Annotated in this window: 22 protein-coding genes and 1 pseudogene; 15 read left to right on the top strand and 8 right to left on the bottom strand. The window is 52.7% G+C overall.

What is annotated here, in order from left to right; all coding sequences use genetic code 11:
* The first annotated feature begins 99 nt into the window (after positions 1-99).
* Complete coding sequence (locus C4N22_RS01625; protein ID WP_112147767.1) at positions 100-1092, top strand: TRAP transporter substrate-binding protein; 993 nt, start codon at positions 100-102, stop codon at positions 1090-1092.
* A gap of 50 nt (positions 1093-1142) precedes the next feature.
* On the opposite strand, the gene C4N22_RS01620 is transcribed toward C4N22_RS01625, so the two are convergent.
* The gene (locus C4N22_RS01620) at positions 1143-1406 is read right to left on the bottom strand and encodes a hypothetical protein (RefSeq protein WP_146746500.1); all 264 of its coding nucleotides are present in this window, start codon (positions 1404-1406) and stop codon (positions 1143-1145) included.
* Positions 1407-1673: 267 nt separating this feature from the next.
* On the opposite strand from C4N22_RS01620, the gene guaA reads away from it, so the two are divergent.
* The gene (guaA, locus tag C4N22_RS01615; RefSeq protein ID WP_112147765.1) at positions 1674-3224 is read left to right on the top strand and encodes a glutamine-hydrolyzing GMP synthase; all 1551 of its coding nucleotides are present in this window, start codon (positions 1674-1676) and stop codon (positions 3222-3224) included.
* Positions 3225-3381: 157 nt separating this feature from the next.
* On the opposite strand, the gene C4N22_RS01610 is transcribed toward guaA, so the two are convergent.
* A complete protein-coding gene (locus C4N22_RS01610; protein ID WP_097838603.1) occupies positions 3382-3885 on the bottom strand; it encodes a helix-turn-helix domain-containing protein in 504 nt (167 codons plus the stop codon).
* Positions 3886-4218: 333 nt separating this feature from the next.
* Here C4N22_RS01610 and C4N22_RS01605 point away from each other — a divergent pair, with 333 nt between their 5' ends.
* From C4N22_RS01605 to C4N22_RS01580, 6 genes are all read left to right on the top strand, one after another.
* The gene (locus tag C4N22_RS01605; RefSeq protein WP_015538532.1) at positions 4219-4404 is read left to right on the top strand and encodes a hypothetical protein; all 186 of its coding nucleotides are present in this window, start codon (positions 4219-4221) and stop codon (positions 4402-4404) included.
* A gap of 4 nt (positions 4405-4408) precedes the next feature.
* Entirely contained in the window at positions 4409-5485 is a 1077-nt protein-coding gene (locus tag C4N22_RS01600) for a site-specific integrase (protein WP_112147764.1), read from the top strand.
* Positions 5482-5811: a plasmid mobilization protein gene (locus C4N22_RS01595; protein ID WP_112147763.1), complete on the top strand. Its 330-nt coding sequence runs from the start codon at positions 5482-5484 to the stop codon at positions 5809-5811. Before C4N22_RS01600 ends, C4N22_RS01595 begins: the two co-directional genes overlap by 4 nt.
* Positions 5808-6932: an AAA family ATPase gene (locus tag C4N22_RS01590; protein ID WP_112147762.1), complete on the top strand. Its 1125-nt coding sequence runs from the start codon at positions 5808-5810 to the stop codon at positions 6930-6932. Before C4N22_RS01595 ends, C4N22_RS01590 begins: the two co-directional genes overlap by 4 nt.
* 85 nt (positions 6933-7017) lie before the next feature.
* The gene (locus C4N22_RS01585; protein ID WP_097778380.1) at positions 7018-7251 is read left to right on the top strand and encodes a complexin-2; all 234 of its coding nucleotides are present in this window, start codon (positions 7018-7020) and stop codon (positions 7249-7251) included.
* A gap of 253 nt (positions 7252-7504) precedes the next feature.
* Positions 7505-8773 (top strand): plasmid recombination protein, encoded by a 1269-nt coding sequence (locus C4N22_RS01580; RefSeq protein WP_347476076.1) that lies wholly within the window; start codon positions 7505-7507, stop codon positions 8771-8773.
* Between the two features lie 61 nt (positions 8774-8834).
* On the opposite strand, the gene C4N22_RS01575 is transcribed toward C4N22_RS01580, so the two are convergent.
* A complete protein-coding gene (locus C4N22_RS01575) occupies positions 8835-9377 on the bottom strand; it encodes a hypothetical protein (protein WP_015538526.1) in 543 nt (180 codons plus the stop codon).
* A gap of 285 nt (positions 9378-9662) precedes the next feature.
* On the opposite strand from C4N22_RS01575, the gene C4N22_RS01570 reads away from it, so the two are divergent.
* From C4N22_RS01570 to C4N22_RS01545, 7 genes and pseudogenes are all read left to right on the top strand, one after another.
* The gene (locus C4N22_RS01570) at positions 9663-11225 is read left to right on the top strand and encodes a type I restriction-modification system subunit M (protein ID WP_112147760.1); all 1563 of its coding nucleotides are present in this window, start codon (positions 9663-9665) and stop codon (positions 11223-11225) included.
* Position 11226: 1 nt separating this feature from the next.
* Positions 11227-12270: a virulence RhuM family protein gene (locus C4N22_RS01565; protein ID WP_112147759.1), complete on the top strand. Its 1044-nt coding sequence runs from the start codon at positions 11227-11229 to the stop codon at positions 12268-12270.
* Between the two features lie 21 nt (positions 12271-12291).
* Positions 12292-12987, top strand: a complete 696-nt coding sequence (locus C4N22_RS01560; protein ID WP_112147758.1) for a hypothetical protein — start codon at positions 12292-12294, stop codon at positions 12985-12987.
* Positions 12984-14042 (top strand): annotated as a pseudogene (locus C4N22_RS13200) (restriction endonuclease subunit S); the annotation flags it as partial. The gene C4N22_RS01560 and the pseudogene C4N22_RS13200, both read left to right, overlap by 4 nt.
* A 204-nt stretch (positions 14043-14246) precedes the next feature.
* Positions 14247-14846: a restriction endonuclease subunit S gene (locus C4N22_RS13195; protein ID WP_431602973.1), complete on the top strand. Its 600-nt coding sequence runs from the start codon at positions 14247-14249 to the stop codon at positions 14844-14846.
* Positions 14843-15301: a hypothetical protein gene (locus tag C4N22_RS01550; RefSeq protein WP_097777951.1), complete on the top strand. Its 459-nt coding sequence runs from the start codon at positions 14843-14845 to the stop codon at positions 15299-15301. Before C4N22_RS13195 ends, C4N22_RS01550 begins: the two co-directional genes overlap by 4 nt.
* A gap of 5 nt (positions 15302-15306) precedes the next feature.
* The gene (locus tag C4N22_RS01545) at positions 15307-18447 is read left to right on the top strand and encodes a type I restriction endonuclease subunit R (protein ID WP_112147757.1); all 3141 of its coding nucleotides are present in this window, start codon (positions 15307-15309) and stop codon (positions 18445-18447) included.
* 431 nt (positions 18448-18878) lie between these two features.
* Here the strand turns inward: C4N22_RS01545 and sufU are convergent, their stop codons facing one another.
* Genes sufU through sufC form a run of 5 tightly spaced genes read right to left on the bottom strand, consistent with a single transcriptional unit; the run spans position 18879 to position 23802 of the window.
* The gene (sufU, locus tag C4N22_RS01540) at positions 18879-19313 is read right to left on the bottom strand and encodes a Fe-S cluster assembly sulfur transfer protein SufU (protein ID WP_022256556.1); all 435 of its coding nucleotides are present in this window, start codon (positions 19311-19313) and stop codon (positions 18879-18881) included.
* Positions 19310-20539: an aminotransferase class V-fold PLP-dependent enzyme gene (locus C4N22_RS01535; RefSeq protein ID WP_112147756.1), complete on the bottom strand. Its 1230-nt coding sequence runs from the start codon at positions 20537-20539 to the stop codon at positions 19310-19312. The genes sufU and C4N22_RS01535 overlap by 4 nt, the downstream gene beginning before the upstream one ends.
* Entirely contained in the window at positions 20533-21612 is a 1080-nt protein-coding gene (locus tag C4N22_RS01530) for a SufB/SufD family protein (protein ID WP_112147755.1), read from the bottom strand. The genes C4N22_RS01535 and C4N22_RS01530 overlap by 7 nt, the downstream gene beginning before the upstream one ends.
* A 16-nt stretch (positions 21613-21628) precedes the next feature.
* A complete protein-coding gene (gene sufB, locus C4N22_RS01525; protein WP_112147754.1) occupies positions 21629-23047 on the bottom strand; it encodes a Fe-S cluster assembly protein SufB in 1419 nt (472 codons plus the stop codon).
* Positions 23044-23802, bottom strand: a complete 759-nt coding sequence (gene sufC / locus C4N22_RS01520) for a Fe-S cluster assembly ATPase SufC (protein ID WP_022256552.1) — start codon at positions 23800-23802, stop codon at positions 23044-23046. Before sufC ends, sufB begins: the two co-directional genes overlap by 4 nt.
* Positions 23803-24034 lie beyond the last annotated feature (232 nt).

The following is a 24034-nucleotide window of genomic DNA, read 5'->3' as shown; positions in this document are numbered from 1 at the left end:
TTTCCGGGAGGTGTACCGGGGACGGGAGATCTTCAAGCCGCAGAATCAGGCTTGCACAGCCCGGCCCGGATGCGCTATACTATCCTTGAGGTGATAACCATGCGCAGGAAATTCTGGCTGCTGGCGGCGGTCTGCCTGCTGGTCTGCCTGCTGGCGGGCTGCGGGAGCAAAGAACAGACTGTCACGCCGGATTTTGTGCTGACCTATGCGGACAACCAGCCCGCTGATTACCCCACCACCCAGGGCGCGGAGCGGTTTGCGGCGTTGGTCAAAGAGCGCACCGGGGGCAAGGTGGTCATTCAGGTCAAGTCCGGCGGGGAATACGGCACGGAGCAGGAAGTCTGGCAGCAGCTGTCCATTGGCGGCATTGATTTTGCCCGGCTCTCCCTCTCGGTGCTGGCAGCTGACCTGCCCAAGCTGAACGTGCTCCAGCTGCCCTGCCTTTATGAGGATGCCGCCCACATGTGGCGGGTGCTGGACGGGCCCATTGGGGAAGAGTTTCTGCGGGTGTTTGCAGAGCGGGATATGGTGGGCCTGAGCTGGTACGACGCGGGTGCTCGCTCGTTCTACTCCGACAAGTCCCTCCGCAGCCTGGAAGACCTGCAGGGCATGACCATCCGGGTGCAGGACGCCAATGTGGTCATTGATATGGTCAAGCTGCTGGGCGGTGACCCCGTGACACTGGCCTACAGTGACGTCTATGCCGCCTTTGAAACGGATAAAATTGATGCGGCCGAGAACAACTGGCCTGCCTACTTGGCCATGGAACACTACAAGGTGGCCCGGTATTATCTGGTGGACGAGCACAGCCGTGTGCCGGAAATTCAGCTGGCCAGCGGCAAGACCTGGGCAAAGCTGCCGGATGAATACCGCAGTGTCCTCCGGGAGTGTGCCCGGGAGTCCGCCCGGTATGAGCGGGAACTCTGGACCCAGCAGGAGGCCGCCGCCCGCAAGACGGTACTGGCCGCGGGCTGCCGGGAAATTCAGCTCTCGGACGAGGAAAAGGAATGCTTCCGCGAGCTGGTTCAGCCGCTGTATGAAAAATACGCTGGGCCGTATCTCGAACTGGTAAAGAAGATTCAACAAGGGTAAACGAAAAGGCTCTCTCTGCCGCGGCAGAAAGAGCCTTTTAAAAGATTGTTTTATGCCACCAGGCACCACAGCGGGGTGGTGATGAGGGAGAGCGCCGTGGAAACGGCCACGATGCAGGGATGCCGGATGGTCTTGAGGATAACGGCTTTCCGGTGAGCACGCTTTTCTTCCGGAGTGGTGGGGGCAGCCCCGGCACCTTGCATAAAGTAGCTCACGCCCACTGACCACATGGCCATCCGCTGGGGGATGAGGAAGATGGAGGTGAGCATCAGGCCCTCAGCACCAAAGATGCCCTCCGTGATACTTCTCCTCACTTTTGGACGCGGCCCCGTGTGTTGAGATTCTGATTCAAAGTATAAAAAATTCTTTGCCGCAAATCAAGGTTTTCACCATGCAACTTCCGGAGAAATGGTATGAAAGAACGGCATGATGTGCCCGCAAACGCCCCAAAAGCGGGTGTCTGGAGCGAAACTGCGGATTTCTCGGAAAACTTTCACAAAAGATGTCGCTTTTCTTTGGCAGATGTGCTATACTAACAATATCTATCAACCATTTGTGAAACAGCAGGGAGGAGAACATTCATGCAGCATGAAACCGTGATCGTGCTGGACTTTGGCGGCCAGTACAATCAGCTGATCGCGCGCCGTGTCCGCGAGAACAATGTCTACTGTGAAATCTATTCCTATAAGACCGACCTTGCCACCATCAAGGCCAAGAATCCCAAGGGCATCATCCTTACGGGCGGACCCAACAGCGTGTATCTGGAGGATTCGCCCACCATCGACCCCGAGATCTTCTCCTGGGGCGTGCCGGTGCTGGGAATCTGCTACGGCAGCCAGCTCATGATGCATCTGCTGGGCGGCCATGTCTGCCGCGCTCCGGAGCGTGAGTACGGCAAGACGGAAGTTTTTGTAGACAACAGCAGCAAGATGTTTGCGGACGTGCAGCCTTCCACCATCTGCTGGATGAGCCACAACGACTACATTGAGCAGGCAGCTCCGGACTTCAAGGTCACGGCGCACACCGTCAACTGCCCGGTGGCAGCTGCGGAAAACGAGGCCAAGGGCCTGTATGCTGTCCAGTTCCACCCGGAGGTGCTCCACACCGCTGAGGGCAAGAAGATGCTCCGCAACTTTGTGTACAATGTCTGCGGCTGCGTCGGCGACTGGAAGATGGACTCTTTTGTGGAGCACAATGTGCAAGCTCTGCGGGAGAAGATCGGCAGCGGAAAAGTGCTCTGCGCCCTGTCCGGCGGTGTCGATTCCTCCGTGTTGGCTGCCATGCTGGCCAAGGCCATCGGCAAGCAGCTGACCTGCGTCTTTGTGGACCACGGCCTGCTGCGCAAGAACGAGAAAGAGGAAGTCTGTGCCGTCTTTGGCCCGGGCAATGCCAACGGCTTTGATATCAACTTCATCTGCGTGGATGCCCGCGAGCGCTACTTCAGCAAGCTGGCAGGCGTCACCGAGCCGGAGCGCAAGCGGAAGATCATCGGCGAGGAGTTCATCCGTGTGTTCGAGGAAGAGGCCAAGAAGATCGGTAAGGTGGATTTCCTGGCACAGGGCACCATCTACCCGGATGTGGTCGAGAGCGGCCTGGGCGGCGAATCTGCCGTCATCAAGAGCCACCACAACGTTGGCGGCCTGCCCGACACCGTGGACTTCAAGGAGCTGGTAGAGCCCCTGCGCAACCTGTTCAAGGACGAAGTCCGTCAGGTTGGCCGTGAGCTGGGCCTGCCCGAGTATCTGGTGAGCCGTCAGCCGTTCCCCGGCCCCGGCCTGGGCATCCGCATCATCGGCGAAGTGACCCCCGAAAAGGTTGCCATCGTGCAGGATGCCGACGCCATCTGGCGCGAGGAAATCGCCAAGGCTGGCCTCGACAAGGAAATCAATCAGTATTACGCAGCTCTGACCAACATGCGCAGCGTGGGCGTCATGGGGGATGAACGCACCTATGATTACGCCGTGGCCCTGCGCGCCGTCACTACCACCGATTTCATGACTGCTGAGAGCTATAACATGCCCTGGGACGTCTTGGGTACTGTCACCAGCCGCATCGTCAATGAAGTCAAGCATGTCAATCGCGTCTTCTACGATTGCACCGGTAAACCGCCGGCAACGATCGAGCTCGAGTAATCCGCAAACCCTGAAAAGTATTGATGCAATGCAATATTTTGAGAGCCAAAAGACTCTGTGATACTGCTTTGATACTATCAGGCGATTATTCATAAAGAGAGACATGAGAATGCCCTCTGAGAAACGGTAAGTTTTTCAGAGGGCATTTTTGTGTCTTTTATTCTTTACGCCACTTTTTCTTCGGCTCGTACCGGCCGCAGCCGTCGGCAGTCTGAGGCCAGTTGAGCTTCCATTCCAGATACTCTTCCTTGGTGATCTCGCCCTCCCGGAGCTGCTTCTTGCGGAGCTGCCACTCCTTTAAGAACTCATCCAGCAGGCGATAGCGGAAGCTGACTGCCATGTGCTTTTCCGGGAAATCTGGGTCGGTGGTGTCTGTGACCTCGTAGAGCCGGGTGCCGGGGTAGTGCTCGTCCAGCTCGAACAGAGTGTACATCACATCCTCTGCGGCGTACAGGGTCGGCTCATAGAGGGAACGGTAGTTCACGTCCAGCACCTCCGCAATCTTGCGGAGCAACTCTTCTTTAGGAGTGCGGGTGTTGCTTTCGTATTGTGCGATACGGATGTCTGCGCTCTTCTCCTCAAACCCGATGGCAATGCCCAGTTCTTTCTGGGTCATACCTCGGAGGTTACGGGCACGTTTGATGCGGTCACCGACTGCCATGCGATTGCCTCCTGACTTAAACATATTTGTTGAACCCAGTATAGCACAGAAAAACAGGAGGTGCAATAGAAAATAAACAAAAAAGTTTAAGATTTTACCCGAAAACCTCTTGACTTAACGGAATGTGTTTAGTATAATGAGAACACAAAAAGATAAGCAAAAATGCTTAGTAAAATTGAATGACCGCCAAACTGACCCAAACCGCCAAGACCTTCCGAAAGGAAGCGAGCGCTCCGTAAGGGGACGGCACAGCACCGCAAAGGGGATATGCCTGCCGGAAGTCAGCGAGGATGAAGCGGCACCGAAACGAAACCGACAAGGAAAGGACAAAAAATGGCAAATAGCATTTTTATCAAGGCAGACGAGCTGGCAAAGGAGCTGGACATCTCGCAGGGTCTGGCGTACAAGATGATTGCCCAGTGGAACGAGGAACTGAGAGCCAAGGGCTACACGACCGTGGGAGGCCGTGTAAGCAGGAGGTACTATCAGGAGAAGATCTACGGGGCAGGAGAGGAGTGATAAGATGCCAGCCTACAAAGACAGCAGGCAAGGCACATGGTACGCTTCCTTCTACTTCGAGAACTGGCAAGGTGTGAAGCAGAAGAAGCTGAAACGGGGGTTTGCCACCAAGAAGGACGCTCTGGCGTGGGAGCGGGAGTTCCTTCTTCAGCAGGCGGCAGACCTGACCATGACATTTGAAGCCTTTGTGGAAATTTATATCACGGACAAAAAGAAGCGACTCCGGGAAAACACATGGTTTACCAAGGAGCATATCATCCGAACGAAAATCTTACCGTATTTCAAAGAAAAGCGGCTCAGCGAGATCAAGCCGCGGGATGTGATCGCATGGCAGAACGAGATGCTGAACTACCGGGACAAAAACGGCAAGGCCTACTCGCCGACCTACCTCAAGACGCTCCATGGACAGCTCAGTGCCATTCTGAACCACGCCGTCCGGTTCTACGGGCTGAAATCAAACGCAGCAGCCACAGCCGGGTGCATGGGGTCGGAAAAGCACAAGGAAATGCTTTTCTGGACAAAAGAAGAGTACCTCAAATTCGCAGAAGTCATGATGGACAAGCCGCAATCCTATTACGCTTTTGAGGTCCTCTACTGGTGTGGCATCCGGGAGGGCGAATTGCTGGCTCTGACCCCGGCAGACTTCGACTTGGACAAGGGGCTGCTCTCCATCACCAAATCCTATCAAAGGCTGAAAGGCCGGGATGTGATCACCGACCCGAAAACACCCAAGAGCGTCCGGGTCATCCAGATGCCGCAGTTTCTGACGGACGAGATCAGAGACTATCTGAAATCCCTCTACAAAGTCCAGCCAGACCAGCGAATCTTTGAGGTGACCAAGAGCTACCTGCACCACGAGATGGACAGGGGAGCCAAGGAGGCCGGGGTGAAGCGGATACGAATCCACGACCTACGGCACTCCCATGTGTCGCTGCTGATTGAAATGGGCTTCTCGGCTTTGGCAATCGCTGACCGGGTAGGGCATGAGAGTGTGGACATCACCTATAAGTACGCCCACCTCTTCCCCTCAAAGCAGCAGGAGATGGCGCAGAAGCTGGACATGGAACGAAAGGAAGGATGAAGATGGAACGAGTGCTCGACCAGCAAGGCCGCTGGCGGAACAAGGTGGTAGCCTTCCGAATGTCCCCGGAAGAGGACGAGGTTCTGGAAGCCAAAGTAAAGCTCTCCGGGCTGACCAAACAGGAGTATATCATCCGCCGCTTGACCGACCGGGAAATCACCGTGGTAGGCAACCCAAGGGTCTACAAAGCCCTGCGAGACCAGATGAGGCTGATCTATCAGGAATTGCAGCGGCTGGCCGTGGATGAAGAGGTTCCGCCGGACTTGCTGGAGACCCTGCAAATGGTAGCCCTGACGTTGAACGGACTTAAGGAGGAATGCGAATGACGGACAATAGAAAAACGACCGTACCGGGTGCATCTGTTGGCGCAGATGCGGTACAGTCGTCTGATAAAATTACCACCAATATTATAACAAATTCGGACAAGCAAATCAATCTGCAAGCCGCGAAAAAGTCAAACAATTTCGGGCTGAACACGATATCAATGACCGAACTGTACGACACGGTGTATCAACCTCGGAAACCCATCGTGAACGACTTGCTGTACAGTGGCACCTACCTCTTCGTAGGTGCGCCCAAGGTGGGCAAGTCCTTCTTCATGGGGCAGCTCGCCTACCATGTGGCGATGGGGCTTCCGCTGTGGGAGTACGAGGTGCATCAGGGCACCGTCCTCTACCTTGCATTGGAGGACGATTACGCCCGGCTGCAGCGGCGGCTCTCCCGGATGTTCGGGGTAGAGGAGACCAGCAATCTCTACTTCGCAACGCAAGCTAAGTCCGTGAGCGAGGGACTTGACCAGCAGTTGGAAGGATTCATCCGGGAGCACCCGGATGTACGGCTCATCATCATCGACACCCTGCAGAAGGTGCGGGAGATCGGCGGTGACCGATACAGCTACGCCAGCGACTACGAGATCGTGACCAAACTGAAAACTTTCAGCGACAGGTACGGCATCTGCCTGCTGGTGGTTCATCACACCCGGAAGATGGAAGCCGAGGACAGCTTTGATATGATCTCCGGCACCAACGGTCTGTTGGGTGCAGCGGATGGCGCGTTCATCATGCAGAAGAAGCGGCGCACGGACAACACCGCACTACTGGACATCGTGGGGCGTGACCAGCCGGATCAGGAGCTGATATTGGAGTTTGACCGGGAACGCTGCGTGTGGGAGTTTCAAGGAGCCGAAACGGAACTTTGGAAGCTGCCGCCCGACCCGCTTCTGGAAGCGGTGGCAAAGATGCTCAGCCCGGAACAGCCAGAGTGGAGCGGTACGCCCACGGAGCTGCTGGAACGTCTGTCTGGTGTGAGCATACAGGCAAACATCTTGACCCGGAAGCTGAACGTGAGTGCCGACAGGCTCTACAACGATTATGGAATTCGGTACGAAAGCAAGCGCACCCATGAGGGTAGAGTGGTCAAATTAACGCTGGAAAATTCTGGGGCGTGACGATTCGTGACGGTTGTGACGGTATTTTTGCTACTATGTAAAATACCGACACAATCGACACAACCGACACGGAATGGTGATAATGATGAAAAATGTGCAGATTTCACAGGAACTTTTCGTCGCCTTGCTGCATTATCATTTGAGCGGCGAAAATGAGTACGAAGAGGTCATTGAGCAGGGTCTGGAGCAAAAATTGGATGCGATGCTGCGGCATGAGCTGTATGCCCAGTACAAGACAGCACCCACCGAGGAACAGCGGGAGCAGGCTCGGCAGGAGTATCTGGACAGACGAGGCGTGCCAGAAAGCTTCCGCTGGTGAGCCCCTCTATTGGCAAAGTACAGGAGCGTGTCACGCTCCTGTGAATGCAATCACGCAGGAAGGTGGTGTTGGACCGGGCAGCGGCGAGGTACAGCGAAACCCCGTCCGCAGACGGAAGCCCCCGGCAGGGCGCAAAGGCATCTTTTGATGGACGGAACGTCTGTCAAAAGTGCTTTTGCGTTACTTTCGACGAAAGTAACAAAGCCTATGCCGTGTCCGGCACCAGTTACTTCCACAGAGAAAGGACGTGCGATTGAAAAGAACTATTTCCGCAATGCGGGGTCCCGGCTCCCTCAACCATAACCGGAGAAGTTTCACCGCTGAAAACGTAGACCCGGAGCGCAGCAGCCTGAATGTTGTGTACCGGGATGAACCGATTCAGAAGGTGTACCACGAACTGTTTGACGAGGCGGTGGAACGTTACAATGCCAAGCAGAAGCGCAAGGACCGCTGTATCAACGACTACTATGAGCACCTGCGGACAGGCAAGCAGGAAAAGCTCTTCCATGAGTTGATCGTCCAGATCGGCAACAAAGATGATATGGGTGTCTTGACCGAGAACGGCGCACTGGCAAAGGAACTGCTGGACGAGTATATGCAGGGCTTCCAAGAACGTAACCAGACACTGCGGGTGTTCGGAGCGTTCCTCCACATGGACGAAGCCACGCCCCATCTGCACATCGATTTTGTGCCGTATGTGTCTGGCTGGAAGGGCAAAGGACTGGAGACCAAGGTTTCCCTGAAGCAGGCTCTGAAGGCCTTGGGCTTTGCAGGTGGCTCCAAACGGGAATCCGAGCTGAACCAGTGGATCAACGCCGAGAAGGAGCAGATTGCTGCCGTGATGGAGAGGCACGGCATCGAGTGGGAACAGAAAAGCACCCACGAAGAGCACCTGTCTGTGCTGGACTTCAAAAAGCAGGAGCGCAGTAAAGAAGTGGCGGCTCTGGAAGCTGCCAAGCAGGAGTGCCAGACCGACCTGACTGAGATGCAGGAGCAGCTGGAAACGGTACAGACAGCCGTAGACGCTGCCGAGCAGCGGGTGCAGAAAGCGGAGCAGACCTACCAGAAGCAGAGCCGGGAGCTGAACAAGCTGGCTCCCATTATGGAAGGTTTGGAAAACCTGTCAGCGCAATACTCCCAGCGGCCAGAAGAATGGGTGCCAGAAGCAGCCACATTTGAGACCGCCAAGAGCTATCGGGAGAAGAAGGCCATGCCGCTGATCCAGAAGTTGGTGAAGGTACTCTTTGCCCTCCATCGGAAGTACTGGGAGGTCAAGGATGAGCGGGATAAGTATCTGCACTTCTATCAGGACGAGAAGAAAGCTACCCATCATCTAAGCCAGCGGCTGAAAGAGGTGAAGGCAGAAAATGAGCAGCTCTATGCGATGAAACGTGATTTCGGGCGAGTATGGAACTATTTCGGTGCCGAAAAGATGCAGCAGGTCATTGGGCTTATAAGGGAGCGGGAGCAGACCGCGGATAGAAGCCAGAAGAAGAACAGACAGAACAGCGTAGAACTGTAAGATAGGATAGCAGACCCCCGCCAGCGGATGTTGGCGGGGGTCTGTACATATAAGTGATATTTTACTCAAAAAGTTCCGGGGCAATATCCGTCAGAGCAAATCCGGGAATGTCTTTCTCGTCTTTGTAGGTGCCATCTTCAGCCAGAAACTCGACCTTTGCAAAGTCCGCAACTGGAATCTCAGATTCACAGACATACCAGTTCAGGTAGTCATTAGCGGTTTGTTTGAGGGTTGAGGCAACGCTGCGGTCAGCGTTGTACTTGTCGCAGAAAGTGCGCCAAGGCAGATACCGCCAGATTTTACCATTGGTCCTGATGGTAATGCGGCACATGATTTTGTCGTTGGACAGGCCGGTATTTTTGGCACCAGCATGGTCATTGGCAGTCAGCCAGACGACAGGGTGATAGTTTTCATATTTGTCAACGGATTTATAACCAATTTTCTGCCCATTAAAAAAGAGTGGTTCGTCATGGAGTGTGGCGTTGTCATATTTCAGATTGGAAGGTGTCAGAAGCAATTTCCCAGTTGCAAGAATCATCCGATACTTGATGAGGCTGGTGTAATGATACAGATTTTCGGGCAGTTTGGTCTTTTTCACTTTCATTTGTTTCCCTCCAAAACCGTAGATGCTTACTGATACGAAACACCGTCTGAGATGCAGATAGTGGACAAGATTGAAAAAAGTGTACACTATCTCGCTGAAAAATGCAATAGAAATTTTTATCGGCTTGCAATCACGGAAAAGCTGTGGTACGCTTTACTAGGATAGTATAAAGGGAAAGTATATCCTTTTTGGGAAAAACACCATGGTGTACCAATAGTGGTACATTTACTATGTTAAAATGAAAGAAAACAATGCGGGAATCTGCATTTGATGGAGGAAATAAAAATGGTAGACACCAAAAAAGAACAGGAACGCGAAGAGCTGCACCGTGCAATCTGGGCGATTGCGGATGATCTGCGCGGCGCAGTGGACGGGTGGGATTTCAAGAGCTACGTTCTCGGTACGATGTTCTACCGTTATATTTCGGAGAACATTGCCAGCTATATCAATCAGGGCGAAATTGATGCAGGCAACCCGGACTTCCGCTATGAAGATATGTCTGATGCAGAGGCAGAGCAGGCACGGGAAGGGCTGGTACAGGAAAAAGGGTTCTTCATCCTGCCCAGTGAGTTGTTCTGCAATGTGCGGGCAAAAGCAGCCAACGATGAAAACCTCAATGAAACGCTGGAAACAGTCTTCCGGCACATTGAGGAATCCGCAAAGGGCAGCTCCTCTGAGGGACAGTTTGCAGGGTTGTTCGATGATTACGATGTCAACAGCAATAAGCTGGGTGCGACTGTTGCCAAGCGCAATGAGAAGCTCGTGAAACTGCTGAACGGCGTGGCAGATATGAATCTTGGCGATGTGAAAGAGCATGACATTGATGCCTTTGGCGATGCCTATGAATACCTGATGACCATGTACGCCAGCAATGCGGGCAAGTCCGGCGGTGAGTTTTTTACGCCTGCCGATGTTTCGGAACTGCTGACCCGGCTGGGTACGGTAGGCAAGAAGGAAATCAACAAGGTCTATGATCCTGCCTGCGGTTCCGGTTCGCTGCTGCTGAAGGCAGAAAAGGTGCTGGGACGGGATGCCGTGCGCAACGGCTTCTTTGGGCAGGAAATCAACATCACAACATACAACCTGTGCCGCATCAATATGTTCCTGCACGACATTGAATTTGACAAATTCGACATTGCCTGTGAGGACACGCTGACAAATCCGCAGCACTGGGATGATGAACCCTTTGAGCTGATCGTATCGAATCCGCCGTACTCCATCAAGTGGGCCGGTGACGAAAATCCGCTGCTCATCAATGACCCGCGTTTTGCTCCAGCTGGTGTGCTGGCTCCGAAGAGCAAGGCAGACTTGGCCTTTATTATGCACTCGCTGGCATGGCTGGCTTCCAACGGTACGGCGGCAATCGTCTGTTTTCCCGGCATCATGTACCGTGGCGGTGCAGAGCAGAAGATCCGCAAGTATCTGGTGGACAACAACTTCATTGACTGCATCATCCAGTTGCCGAGCAACCTGTTCTTCGGCACCAGCATTGCAACTTGCATCATGGTGCTGAAAAAGGGCAAAACGGACAATAAGGTGCTGTTCATTGATGCTTCTTCCGAGTGCGTCAAGGTGACGAACAACAACAAACTCACCCCGGAGAACATTAACAAAATAGTGGACACCTTTGCACAGCGGGCAGAAGAAGCACACTTCTCCCATCTGGCAGAGTATTTCGAGGTGCAGGAAAATGACTATAATCTGTCGGTTTCCACTTATGTGGAAGCCAAGGATACCCGTGAGAAGATCGACATTGTAAAGCTGAACGCTGAAATTGCGCAAATCGTAGCACGAGAAAACGAACTGCGGGCCGCCATTGACCAGATCGTGGCAGAAATCGAGGGCTGAAATGGAAAACGAAAAGAAAGATTCTGCATTGGTACGTTCTTCTGCGGCGGAATACCTGACCTTTGTTGCCTCTACGGGCGAGGATAAGGACAGCATTGAGATGCGCTACGAGGATGAAAACATCTGGCTGACGCAAAAGATGATGGCGACCCTTTACGATGTGGGGCTTCCGACCATCAATGAGCATATCAAAAAGATTTATGCTGACCATGAGCAGGACGAAGCGGCAACTATTCGGAAATTCCGAATAGTTCAAAATGAGGGTGGCCGACAGGTTACTCGCAGCGTGAACCACTATAATCTGCAAATGATTATTGCGGTCGGCTTCAAGGTGAACAACCAGCGGGCGGTGCGGTTCCGTGTCTGGGCAAATCAGATCGTGGAGCAGTACACCATCAAGGGGTGGGCAATGGATGAGGAGCGCCTGAAAAACGGCGGCACAGTCCTGACCAAGAAATACTTTGAAGAGCAGTTGGAGCGCATCCGGGAGATTCGCATTTCGGAGCGCAACTTCTATCAGAAACTCACTGACATTTACGCTACTTCGCTGGATTATGACCGCAATGCGCTGACCACAAAAGAGTTCTTTGCGAAGGTACAGAACAAGATGCACTATGCCGTGCATCGCCATACGGCGGCAGAACTGATCTATGAGCGTGCCGATGCCGAAAAGCCGCACATGGGGCTTCACACATGGAAGGACGCTCCCAACGGCAAAATTAAAAAGAGCGATGTTTCGGTGGCGAAAAACTACCTGACCGAAGATGAAATGAAGTCCATGGAGCTGATTGTTTCGGCATACCTCGATTTGGCGGAAAACCGTGCCCGCCGTCATATCCCTATGACCATGGAGGACTGGGCCAAGCGGCTGGACATCTATTTGCAGGCGGATGATCTGGAAGTGCTGAAGGACGCAGGCAAAATCTCGGCACAGCTTGCAAAGATGCACGCCGAAACGGAGTTTGAAAAGTATCGTGTGGTGCAGGACAGACTTTACCAGAGCGATTTTGATAGGTACTTGGAGGAAACTATTGGTACAGAGTGACCTAGGTGGAGGCGAAAAGCTGTGGGAAAAATCAGAGAAAACGAGCCGCTACCCCCGCATACGAGATTGTCGTATGATGAATGTTACGCTAAACTGATTTTGGAAAAAATCTTTCCGAACAGATATGAAAATCTACAATTAAGCGATAAGCCAGATTTGAGAGATTTGAAACATAATATTGGTATAGAAGTGACCTCTGTAATTCCAAAAGAAGAGCGAGAGGCATTAAACTTAGCGGCTATGATGCCGTATGTGAACGAACAATCCCAAGAGCGTAGACGCAAGAGATTGAAAAAAATGGGATATCGCTACACGAAGTATGGGATGGCATATCCATCTGAATCCTATATGTATGATGGCGATTTCAATGATGTAAATATAAAAGACACTCCTTGTAAAAGATTTCTTGAAGCATATGAAGAAAAAATAAGAAAACTAAATAGTGGCAATTATGCGGAATTAGAAGGATATGATTTGTATGTTTACTCGGAAGAAGTTATTGATAGTTGGATGATTCCAAAGCTCATACAGGCAGTAAACTCTATCAATGTAGGAGTAAAGAAATATAGATATATCTATTTCGTTACGCTATGTGAAATACTAGTGTTTGATACAGAACATGACGAATGCGCAGGAATTGATATAGCTGGCGGAAGAAAACTTGATGGATTGGGAGAAAAAGCAAGGAAGATAGTTGAGGCTGGTGAAAAAAGATGAGTAAACTGGATGAACTGATTCGGGAACTTTGCCCGGATGGTGTTGAGTATAAGAGATTGGAAGAGTGTTGTACGCTTGTTAAAGGAAAAACCCCGATTCAGAAGGCTGAACCCGGAGAATATCCATTAGTTGTAACGACAAGTGAACGTAGAACGTGCAGTACATATCAATTTGATAAACCGACCGTTTGCATTCCACTAATTTCATCTCGGGGACATGGCGTAGCTAGCTTAAATAGTGTGTACTATCAAGAAGGAAAATTTGCACTTGGAAACATTCTTTGTGGAGTAACTCCGAACGATGAAGATTATCTTAGTGCAAAATTTCTGTTTGAGTATCTGAACTATAAAAAAGATACGTTACTTGTTCCGCTGATGAAAGGTGGAGCAAATGTGTCTATGACGGTAGATTCACTGAAAAGAGTGTCAGTACCGGTTCCACCAATGCAAGTTCAAAGTGAAATTGTAGGTATTTTGAATGGATTTACTAATCTTCTAATGGAGCTTACAGCGGAGCTTACAGCCAGAAAGACACAATATGGCTATTATAGGGATAAATTGTTGACTCCTAAGGATGATGTGGTTGTGGAAACACTTGGCAATATTTGCAGATTTGTGCGAGGCCCCTTTGGCGGAGCATTGAAAAAGGAAATATTTAAACCAACAGGTTATGCGGTTTATGAACAGCAACATGCTATATATCGCAAGCTGGAGTTTAGGTATTATATTGATAAGCAAAAATACGAGGAATTAAAGAGATTTGCAGTTCGTCCGGGGGAAATGATTGTTAGCTGTTCTGGAACGATTGGGAAAACATTTGTGATTCCTGAAAATGCGCCGGAAGGCGTGATAAATCAAGCGTTATTAAAATTAACCCCTACAAGTAGAATCAATGTTTTTTACTTGCAATACTTTTTTGATAACACAATATCAAAAATATTGAATAGTGTGGCAAGAGGCGGTGCAATAAAGAATGTTCCTTCGGTTGAAGAATTAAAAGCAATTAAAATTCCTATTCCAACATTAGAAGTACAGCAACGTTTAGTCGAAGTACTAGATAACTTTGAGAAGATTTGCTCTGACCTCAATATTGGCCTACCTGCTGAAATTGAAGCCCGGCAGAAGCAGTACGAGTATTACCGAGATAAGCTCTTGACATTTGCAGAAACTGGTAACACAATTTTGAGCAGAGCAGAGCAGAGCAGAGCAGAGCAGAGCAGAGCAGAGCAGAGCAGAGCACTGATTAAGCTCTTGCAGTATGTGTTTGGCTATGCGGTTGTTTCTCTGCAAGATGTAGTAAAGAACAGCTGCTCTGGCGGAACACCGAAAAAAGGCGTATCAGAATATTACGAGGACGGGAATATTCCTTGGCTGAGGACGCAGGAAGTGGTATTCCGGGATATTTGCAAGACGGAGTGCTTCATTACGGAGAGTGCAGTAAAAAATTCTGCGGCAAAGTGGATTCCAGAGAACTGCGTAATAGTTGCAATTTCGGGCGCGACTGCTGGAAGATGTGCAATTAATAAAATTCCGCTGACAACAAACCAGCATTGTTTGAATCTTGAAGTTGACCCGGAGATGGCGTTGTACAGATATGTGTATTACTGCATCTGTGCAAAGCAGGAAGAACTTCTTGCGAAAAAGGAGGGTGCACGTGGAGATTTGAACTCAACAAGAATTTTAAGTTTGCAAATTGATCTCCCATCGATTGAAAAACAAAAACGGATTGTTTCTATCCTTGATCGCTTTGATGCAATCTGCAATGATTTGACCAGCGGCCTGCCCGCGGAGATTGAGGCAAGGCAAAAGCAGTATGAGTATTATCGGGATAAGCTGTTGAGCTTTAAGGAGAGATTATGAAAATTAGAGATTTTGAATTAAAAGACCAAACGGTTTTGGAAATTGGAAAATTCGCGATTTTATGGAACTGGTTTGAAAAAGAATTTTGCCATAATGAATGTAATTATAAAGAACTTAAAAAGGTTGCCCCGTATGTGAAAATTGATTTTCAGAGTCAAAAAGATTTGGCAGAAGTATTTGAGCAAAGAAGGTTCTTGTTTGAACAGATGATTGAAGAATATGTAAGGACAGCATTATATCCGGATAACGCTAAAAGACCGAAAACAGAGCCGGAAGAGAGAAAAGCGATGGAAGGTTTTTTAGCTCAAAAAGAAGAGTATATAGTTCTTGGTTGCCTAATGTCAATTTACAGAATTCGTTGTAATATGATGCACGGCTTGAAAATTGTTGAGCAGTTGGACGATCAATATGAACTTTTTAAGGCGGTAAATGGAGTTCTTGAAAGTATAAGGTGATAGAAATGTCCTTTTTCAATATCGTTGCGGCTACCAATGAAGATACCGTTGCTGCCACCTATGAACCCTCCAAGGTGCGCTCTGACAGCTACCAAAGCGAGGCGGAACTGGAAAAAGAGTTTATCCGGCTGTTGTGCGAGCAGGGCTATACCTATCTGCCGCTGCATACCGAGGATGAACTGATTGCTAACCTCCGCAGCCAACTGGAAGAGCTGAACCACTACCAGTTTTCCGATACGGAGTGGCAGCAGTTTTTCAGTGATGTAATTGCCAACCCCAACGAGCATATTCCTGAAAAGACTCGGAAGATTCAGGAAGACAATGTGCAGGTATTGCACCGGGATGATGGCAGCTCCAAAAACATCACGCTGATCGACAAAAAGAACATCCACAACAACCGCCTGCAGGTCATCAACCAGTATGAAGTGAAGCAGGCAGACGGCGCACGGCATGATAACCGCTACGATGTGACGATTTTGGTCAACGGCTTTCCGCTGGTTCATGTGGAGCTAAAGCGGCGCGGGGTGGCCATCCGGGAGGCATTTAACCAAATCAACCGCTACCAGCGGGATTCGTTCTGGGCGGGCTGCGGTTTGTACGAGTATACGCAGATTTTCGTGATCTCCAACGGCACAAATACCAAGTACTACTCCAACAGCACCCGCTACAATGCCATCAAGGACGCCAAACACGGCAAGATCAAGAAGGAAAAGACCAGCAACAGCTTTGAATTTACCTCCTACTGGGCTGATGCGAACAACCGCGTGCTGACGGATCTGATCGACTTTACCCGGACATTCTTTGCAAAGCACACGATCCTGAGCGTACTGACCCGGTACTGCATCTTTACCTCAGAAAAGATGCTGATGGTGATGCGCCCATATCAGATCACGGCAACCGAGAGGATATTGAACCGCATCGAGATCGCCAACAACTACAAAAAGTATGGCAGCATCGAGGGCGGCGGCTACATTTGGCACACCACTGGCTCCGGCAAGACGCTGACCTCCTTCAAAACGGCACGGCTGGCATCGCAGTTGCCCTACATCGACAAGGTGCTGTTTGTGGTAGACCGCAAGGACTTGGACTACCAGACTATGAAAGAGTATGACCGCTTCGAGAAGGGAGCGGCAAACTCCAACACCAGCACCACGATTCTGAAACGCCAGTTGGAAAACCCGGAAGCGCATATCATCATTACCACCATCCAGAAGTTGGCGACCTTTATCAAGAAAAATCCGGGGCATGAAGTCTACCAGAAGCACGTTGTGATCATCTTTGACGAGTGCCACCGCAGCCAGTTCGGTGATATGCACGGTGCTATCGTTCACAACTTCAAAAAGTACTACCTGTTCGGTTTTACTGGAACGCCGATTTTTGCAGTCAACGCAGGAAGCTCCACCGATCCACGCTATTTCACCACAGCGCAGACGTTCGGCGACCAACTGCACACCTACACCATCGTGGATGCCATCAACGACAAGAATGTGCTGCCATTCCGTGTAGATTACATCAAGACGATGGATGCAGAGCCAGATATGGATGACAAGCAGGTTTGGGACATTGACCGGGAAAAGGCATTCATGGCTCCCAAGCGTATTTCGCTGGTGACCAAGTACATCCTTGACCACTTCGACCAGAAAACCTATCGGGGAGACAAATCGTATGAGTTTAATCTGCTGACGAATGTGGCAGAGGTGGCCTCTGTCCAGCGTGGTGCGGTGGAGGAAATCAAGCAAAAACAGCGCGTCAGCGGTTTTAATTCGATTTTCTGCGTGGCTTCTGTGCCGATGGCAAAGCTGTATTATCAGGAGTTCAAAAAACAGATGGCGGCAGACCCAACCAAGCGGCTGCGCATTGCTACCATTTACAGCTATGGAGCCAATGAAGCGGAAACGGATGGCATTCTGGACGAGGAAAACCCGGAAGATACCTCCAACCTCGACCAGAGCAGCCGGGATTTTCTGGACGCAGCCATTCAGGATTACAACGAGATGTTCCACACGAACTACTCCACCGATGGCGAACGTTTCCAGAATTACTATAAAGATGTATCGCTTCGCATGAAGAACAAGGAACTTGACCTGCTGATTGTGGTCAATATGTTCCTGACGGGCTTCGATGCCACGACCCTGAATACCCTTTGGGTGGACAAGAACCTGAAGATGCACGGTCTGATTCAGGCGTTCAGCCGGACAAACCGTATCCTGAACAGCATCAAGACCTTTGGCAATATCGTCTGCTTCCGCAACCTGCAAAAGCGGGTGGATGCGGCAATTTCGCTGTTTGGAGATAAAAATGCGGGTGGCATCGTTCTGTTGCGCAAATATGCGGACTACTACCACGGTTATACGGACGAGCAGGGAAAATACCATCAGGGCTATACGGATATGATCGATGACCTGACACAGAAGTTCCCGCTGACAGAGCCGCAGATCGTCGGAGAGCAGAACCAGAAGGACTTTATCGTGCTGTTTGGTGCACTGCTGCGGATGCGGAACTTGCTGTCCTCCTTTGATGATTTCAAGGGCAACGAGATGATCTCTGAACGGGATTTGCAGGACTATTTGGGCCGCTATCAGGATTTGCGGGACGAATGGCGCAACAAGAAGCACGATGAAACCAAAGAGGACATCACGGATGATGTGGTGTTCGAGGTGGAACTGATTCGGCAGGTCGAAATTAACATTGACTACATTCTGATGCTGGTCAAAAAGTACCATGACACCCATTGCGATGACAAAGAGGTGCTCATCACGATTCGCAAGGCGATTGATGCCAGCCCGGAACTGCGCAGCAAAAAGCAACTGATTGAAACCTTTATTGCAGGGGTCAACGATGTGGATGACGTGATGGCAGAGTGGAACACCTATGTGTCCGAACAGCGGGAGAAAGAGCTTGCAAAGATCATCCAAGAGGAAAAGCTGAAGGAGCCGGAGACACGCAAGTATCTGGCCAATGCGTTCCGTGATGGCGAAATCAAGACTGTTGGTACGGATATTGACAAGTTGATGCCGCCTGTTTCTCGCTTTGGCGGCGGTGGCCGTGCGCAGAAAAAGCAAGGCGTGATCGATAAACTGAAGAGCTTCTTTGATAAATTCTTTGGGATTGGTGGAAGTTCAATGGCAGAGGATGATAGCAAATAATATTTGATATTAGGAAAAATATCTGCTATAATATTCACAGAGATCCCGCTGGTTGTGTGATACTATCCTGATACTAAAAAATCAGCAAGCCACATCTACCACAACAATCTCATGGAAAAGTGAACATCCAAAGATAGATATACTAAACAAATCTGTTTAGTTGCAATTTGAACTTACCGAGCTCGAGTAATCGAAGAATAATTTGAAAGCCCCGGGAAGGTTCGAAAAATCGAAACTTTCCGGGGCTTTTTTGACTCGGCCCTAGAGGGAATGTTCCCGGCAACAGGCCAGCGGATGCGGGACAGTGCGGTTGGGTGACTTCAGTGCGCGCACGCCGCTCTGCTGTCTGGTACACAGCAGGGCGGTTTTTGATGTCTCTATATAAAAAATGAGAGGGCTCGCAAGTCCTCTCATTTTTGCGTATCCGGAAATCAAATTTTTCCCTCGCCGTCCAGTGCCTCTTCCAGCGTGTGCCAGGCCAGCACGGCGCACTTGACGCGGGCGGGGACATGGGCAATGCCCTGCAGGGCGGCCACGTCTTCCAGATCATCCAGCTGCTCCGGCGTGATTTTGCCCTTGATCATATCAAAATACAGGCCGATGAGGCGGCGGGCGTCCTCCACGGTGCGGCCCTTGACCAGGTCGATCATCAGGGAAGCAGAGGCCTGGGAGATGGCGCAGCCGGTGCCGATGAAGCCGGCATCCTCGATCTTTCCGTCCATGACCCGGAGCTGCAGGGTGATGTCATCGCCGCAGCTGGGGTTGACGCCCTCCAGGCTGTGGGTGGCACCCTCCACCGGGTGGCGGTTCTGTTTGCTGCGGCTGTTCTCGGTAATGATCTGTGTATAGAGCTCGTTCAGGTTCATAAGCCCATCACCTTTCGTACGTTTTCCAGATTATTCAGCAGGGCGTCCACATCTTCTTCCGTGTTGTAGAGGGCAAGACTTGCCCGGCAGCAGGAGCCGATGCCCAGGAAATCCATCAGGGGCTGGGCACAGTGGTGTCCAGCACGGATGGCCACACCGCCTGCATCCAGGATGGTGGCGACATCGTGAGGGTGGACATCCTGCACGTTGAACGACACCACGCCGAACCGCTTGTCCGCCACGGGCTCGCCGTAGACGGTCAGCCAGGGCATGGAGGCCATTCCCTTGAGCATTCGCTCCAGCAGGGCATGCTCGTGGGCCATCATGGCATCCCAGCCAATGGCGTCCATATAATCCAGTGCGGCTGCAAAGCCGACCTCACCGCCCACGTTCCGGGTGCCCGCCTCAAACTTGCGGGGGCCCTCGGCCCAGGTGGCCGTGTGCTCATGCACGGCACCGATCATGTCACCGCCGCTGAGGAACGGGGGCATCTTATCCAGCAGCTCCTTGCGGGCATAGAGGGCTCCCATGCCCATGGGGGCGTAGAGCTTGTGGGCGGAGCAGGCCGCAAAATCCACATCCAGCTTTTTGACATCAACGGGCATGTGCGGGGCGCTCTGGGCGCAGTCCAGCACCACCACAGCGCCCACCGCGTGGGCCCGTGCCACGATCTCTTCCACCGGGGCACGCAGGCCCAGCACGTTGGACACCATGCCGATGGCGACCAGTTTGGTCTTGGAAGTGATCTTTTTGTCCAGCTCCTCGGCGGTCAGGTGGCCGTCCGGGCCGGGGTAGAGGTACACGAGCTTGGCACCCGTTGCTTTCGCCACCCGCTGCCAGGGCACCAGATTGGAGTGGTGCTCGGCCACAGAGATCACGATTTCGTCGCCCTCATGCAGGAAATGCAGGCCATAACTATAGGCCACCAGATTCAGGGATTCGGTGGTGTTCTGGGTGAAGACGATCTCATCATCCTCGGCCCCAAAGAACCGCGCCACCCGGTGGCGGGCTCCTTCGTGGGCGTCGGTGGCACGCATGGCCAGCTCATACACGCCCCGGTGGGGGTTGGCATTGTCTTTCTGGTAGTAGTGCAGCACGGCATCCAGCACCTGTTGGGGGTGCTGGGTGGTGGCGGCGCTGTCCAGATAGACCAGCCGATTGCCGTTTTCGTCAGCGGCCAGAATGGGGAAATCTTTCACCCAAGGGTTGTTCTGTGTGGTCAGCATGTCTCATCCAGCCTCCTTGCTGCTTCGGCGCGTACTTCCTCCCGCAGAGCTTCCAGCGGGATCTTTTCAATGGCGGGGGCAAAGCGGGCGTCTACCATCAGGCGGCGGGCCTGGGCCTCGCTCAGGCCACGGGAGCGCAGATAGTAGAGTTTTGCTTCGTCCAGACGGCCAATGGAGGCCGCGTGCTGGCCCTCGACTTCTTCCTCTCCGCAGAGGATCAGGGGAGCGGTGCGGTTGCGGGCGTGGGGGCTGAAGAGCAGCACATCCTCGCTCTCATGGCCGACGCCCCGCTTGGCGCCCCGGCGGAAATCAATGGTGCCGCGCAGGATCTTATCGGCATTGCCGGTCAGGACGCCAGCGGTGTGCATCTCGCACAGGGTGTCCTTGGCAGTGTGGACGGAGACATCATTGTAATCCAGCACGGCATCCTCGCCGCCAAAATAGACGGCGTCCAGGTCATATTCACTTTTGGGAGTGCCCAGCATGGCGCGGGTGCCGCAGGCGGAAAGACTTCCGCCCAGCTCCACACGCACCTGCTCCACTTTGGCACCGGGGCCCTCTTCCACGGCCACGGCGTTCCAGCGGCGGGCCTTGCTGCCCAGCAGCTGAATCTGTACCAGTTTGACATGGGCACCCTCTCCGGTGCGGATGCGGGTGAGGGAAGCGGCCACACCGTTTTCGGCGTCGCCACGCACCACCTGCACCAGCGTCACGCTGCTGTGGGCTTTTGCGTCCAGCGAGAACACGCTCAGGGCCGTGGGGTGGGCGGCGTCCAGTGTGACTTCAAACTGGACGGGGTCGTTTACCTCCACGCCCTCGGCCACAGTGAGGGCCGAGCGGACATTGGCGTTCCCCAGCAAAAATGCATCGGTCTCTGCACCCATGCCGCTCTCGGCAAAGGTGGTAAAATCTTCTTCGGCTTCCCCCACACCGGCGGGCAGGGTAAAGGCAAGGTTCACCTCGCCCCAGTCGTCCGCCGGGACAGCGGGCAGTGCCGCCGCTTTGGGGGCGGAATTGACACCGCACTGGTTCCAGGTGGGGACAGGCAGGCGGTTCATGTTTAAATCATTCATCGTTCCCGGCCTCCTTTCAGCCAATGCTGCCTTTCATTTCCAGATGGATGAGGTTGTTCATCTCCACGGCGTACTCCACGGGCAACTCCTTGGCAATGGGCTCTGCAAAGCCGCCCACGATGAGGGCCCGGGCGTCCTCTTCCGAGAGGCCGCGGCTCATCAGGTAGAAGACGGCTTCCTCGCTGATGCGTCCGATCTTGGCCTCATGGCCCACATCCACGGCATCGCAGCGAATGTCCATTTCCGGAATGGTATCGGAGCGGGAGCGGTCATCCAGCATCAGGCTCTCGCAGGAGACAGCCGATTTGGAGCCCGTGGCATTGGGCAGCACGGTGACAGAGCTGCGGAAGTTGGAGACGCCGCCGTCCCGCGCAATGGATTTGGTGGTGATGTGGGAGCTGGTGTTGGGAGCAGCATGAACCACTTTTGCACCGGTGTCCAGATCCTGTCCGGCACCCGCAAAAGTGATGCCGGTAAACTCCATCCGGGCACCCTCGCCCGCCAGAATGCTCATGGGGTAGAGGCAGGAGGTGTGAGAGCCGAACGAGCCGGACACCCACTCGATGGTGCCGCCCTTTTCCACCTTGGCACGCTTGGTGTTCAAGTTGTACATGTTCTTGGACCAGTTCTCAATGGTGGAGTAGCGCACCCGGGCGTTCTCACCAACGTAGATCTCCACGCAGCCTGCGTGAAGGTTGGCTACATTATATTTAGGAGCGGAGCAGCCCTCAATGAAGTGGAGGTAAGCGCCCTTGTCCACAATAATTAAGGTGTGCTCAAACTGGCCGGCACCCGGCGCGTTGAGCCGGAAGTAGGACTGCAGCGGGATCTCCACACTGACACCCGCCGGGACATACACGAACGAGCCGCCGCTCCAGACCGCGCCGTGCAGGGCGGCAAACTTGTGGTCCGTAGGGGGCACCAGCTTCATAAAGTGGGTACGCACCATTTCGGCATAGGGGCCGTTGAGGGCGCTCTCAATATCGGTGTAAACCACGCCCTGTGCGGCCACCTCGGCCTTGACGTTGTGGTAGACCACTTCGGAGTCATACTGGGCACCCACACCAGCCAGCGAAGCCCGCTCGGCCTTGGGGATGCCCAGCCGCTCAAACGTGTTTTTGATGTCGTCGGGCACCTCGCTCCACTTGCCCCGCATCTCAGTCTTGGGGCGGACATAAGTGACGATATTGCTCATGTCCAGCCCCTCGATGGAGGGGCCCCAGTTCTGCACCGGCATGGAGTTGTAGATGCGCAGGCTCTTCTGGCGGAAAATGCGCATCCACTCGGGGTCATTCTTTTCCTCGGAAATCTTCTCGACGATCTCCGGGGTCAGGCCGGAATTGACCTCAAAGGCAGCGTTGGGCTTGTCCTTGATGTCGTAAATGCTGCGGTCCACCTCGGCAACGTCGGTCTTTTCTGTTTCAAAGGCTCTCATTTGGCTTCGTCCTCCTTCAGCGCGCGGAAGCCCTCCTCGATGATCTCATTGACCAGGCTTCCGTCGCCGGTGCGCACGATGTGGGCGTCGTCCAGCACATGGACGTAGTCCACATGCAGGCCCTCCAGGATTTTGGCGTTGTGGGTGATGATGATCAGGGCGTTGTCCTTGTTGTGGTAAGCGCGCACGCCCTGTGCCACCGTCTTCACGGCATCCACGTCCAGGCCGGAGTCCGTCTCGTCCAGCAGGGCCAGAGAGGGTTTGAGCATCAGCAGCTGCAAAATCTCACTCTTCTTCTTCTCGCCGCCGGAGAAGCCCACATTCAAATAGCGGTCGGCATAGCTCTCATCCATGCCCAGCGCTTCCATCTGCTGGGCCAGCTCCTTACGGAACGCAAACACTTTGACGGGCTTGCCGGTAATGGCGTTCTGGGCCGTGCGCAGGAAATTCTCCAGCGTGATGCCGGGGATCTCTTCGGGGGTCTGGAACGAGAGGAACATGCCCAGCTTTGCCCGCACATCGGCAGGCTCGTGGGTCACATCCTGACCCTTGAAAATGATCTGGCCGCGGGTAACGGTATAACGGGGGTCGCCCATCAGGGCGCTCATCAGGGTGGATTTACCGGCACCGTTGTGGCCCATCAGAACATGGGTCTCACCGGGATAAATGGTCAGGTTCAAACCGTCCAGAAGCACTTTCTGCTCCTCGCCTACGGTAACCTGCAGATCTTTGACTTCCAGCAGGGGACTGCTCATGGAATACACCTCCAAATGATATCAGGGACTGCATGGCTTGGGATTGAATCCCGAGTGATGCGGTAGGATTACTCTCTGGCCTTATACTATACCACTTCGCTATGGATTTCAAGCCCTGTCAAAATTTGTTAACACTCTTTGGCATTCGGTACAAGAAAAAAAGAGCCCGGTGCAGGCGGTTTGTGCAGGGTGGCAGAGGGCGAAAACGCCTGAGGCAAACGTATGGCAAAAG

This window comes from Faecalibacterium prausnitzii (genome assembly GCF_003287495.1).
Taxonomy (GTDB): Bacteria; Bacillota; Clostridia; order Oscillospirales; family Ruminococcaceae; genus Faecalibacterium; species Faecalibacterium prausnitzii_I.
This window is presented reverse-complemented; position numbering and strand designations above follow the sequence as displayed.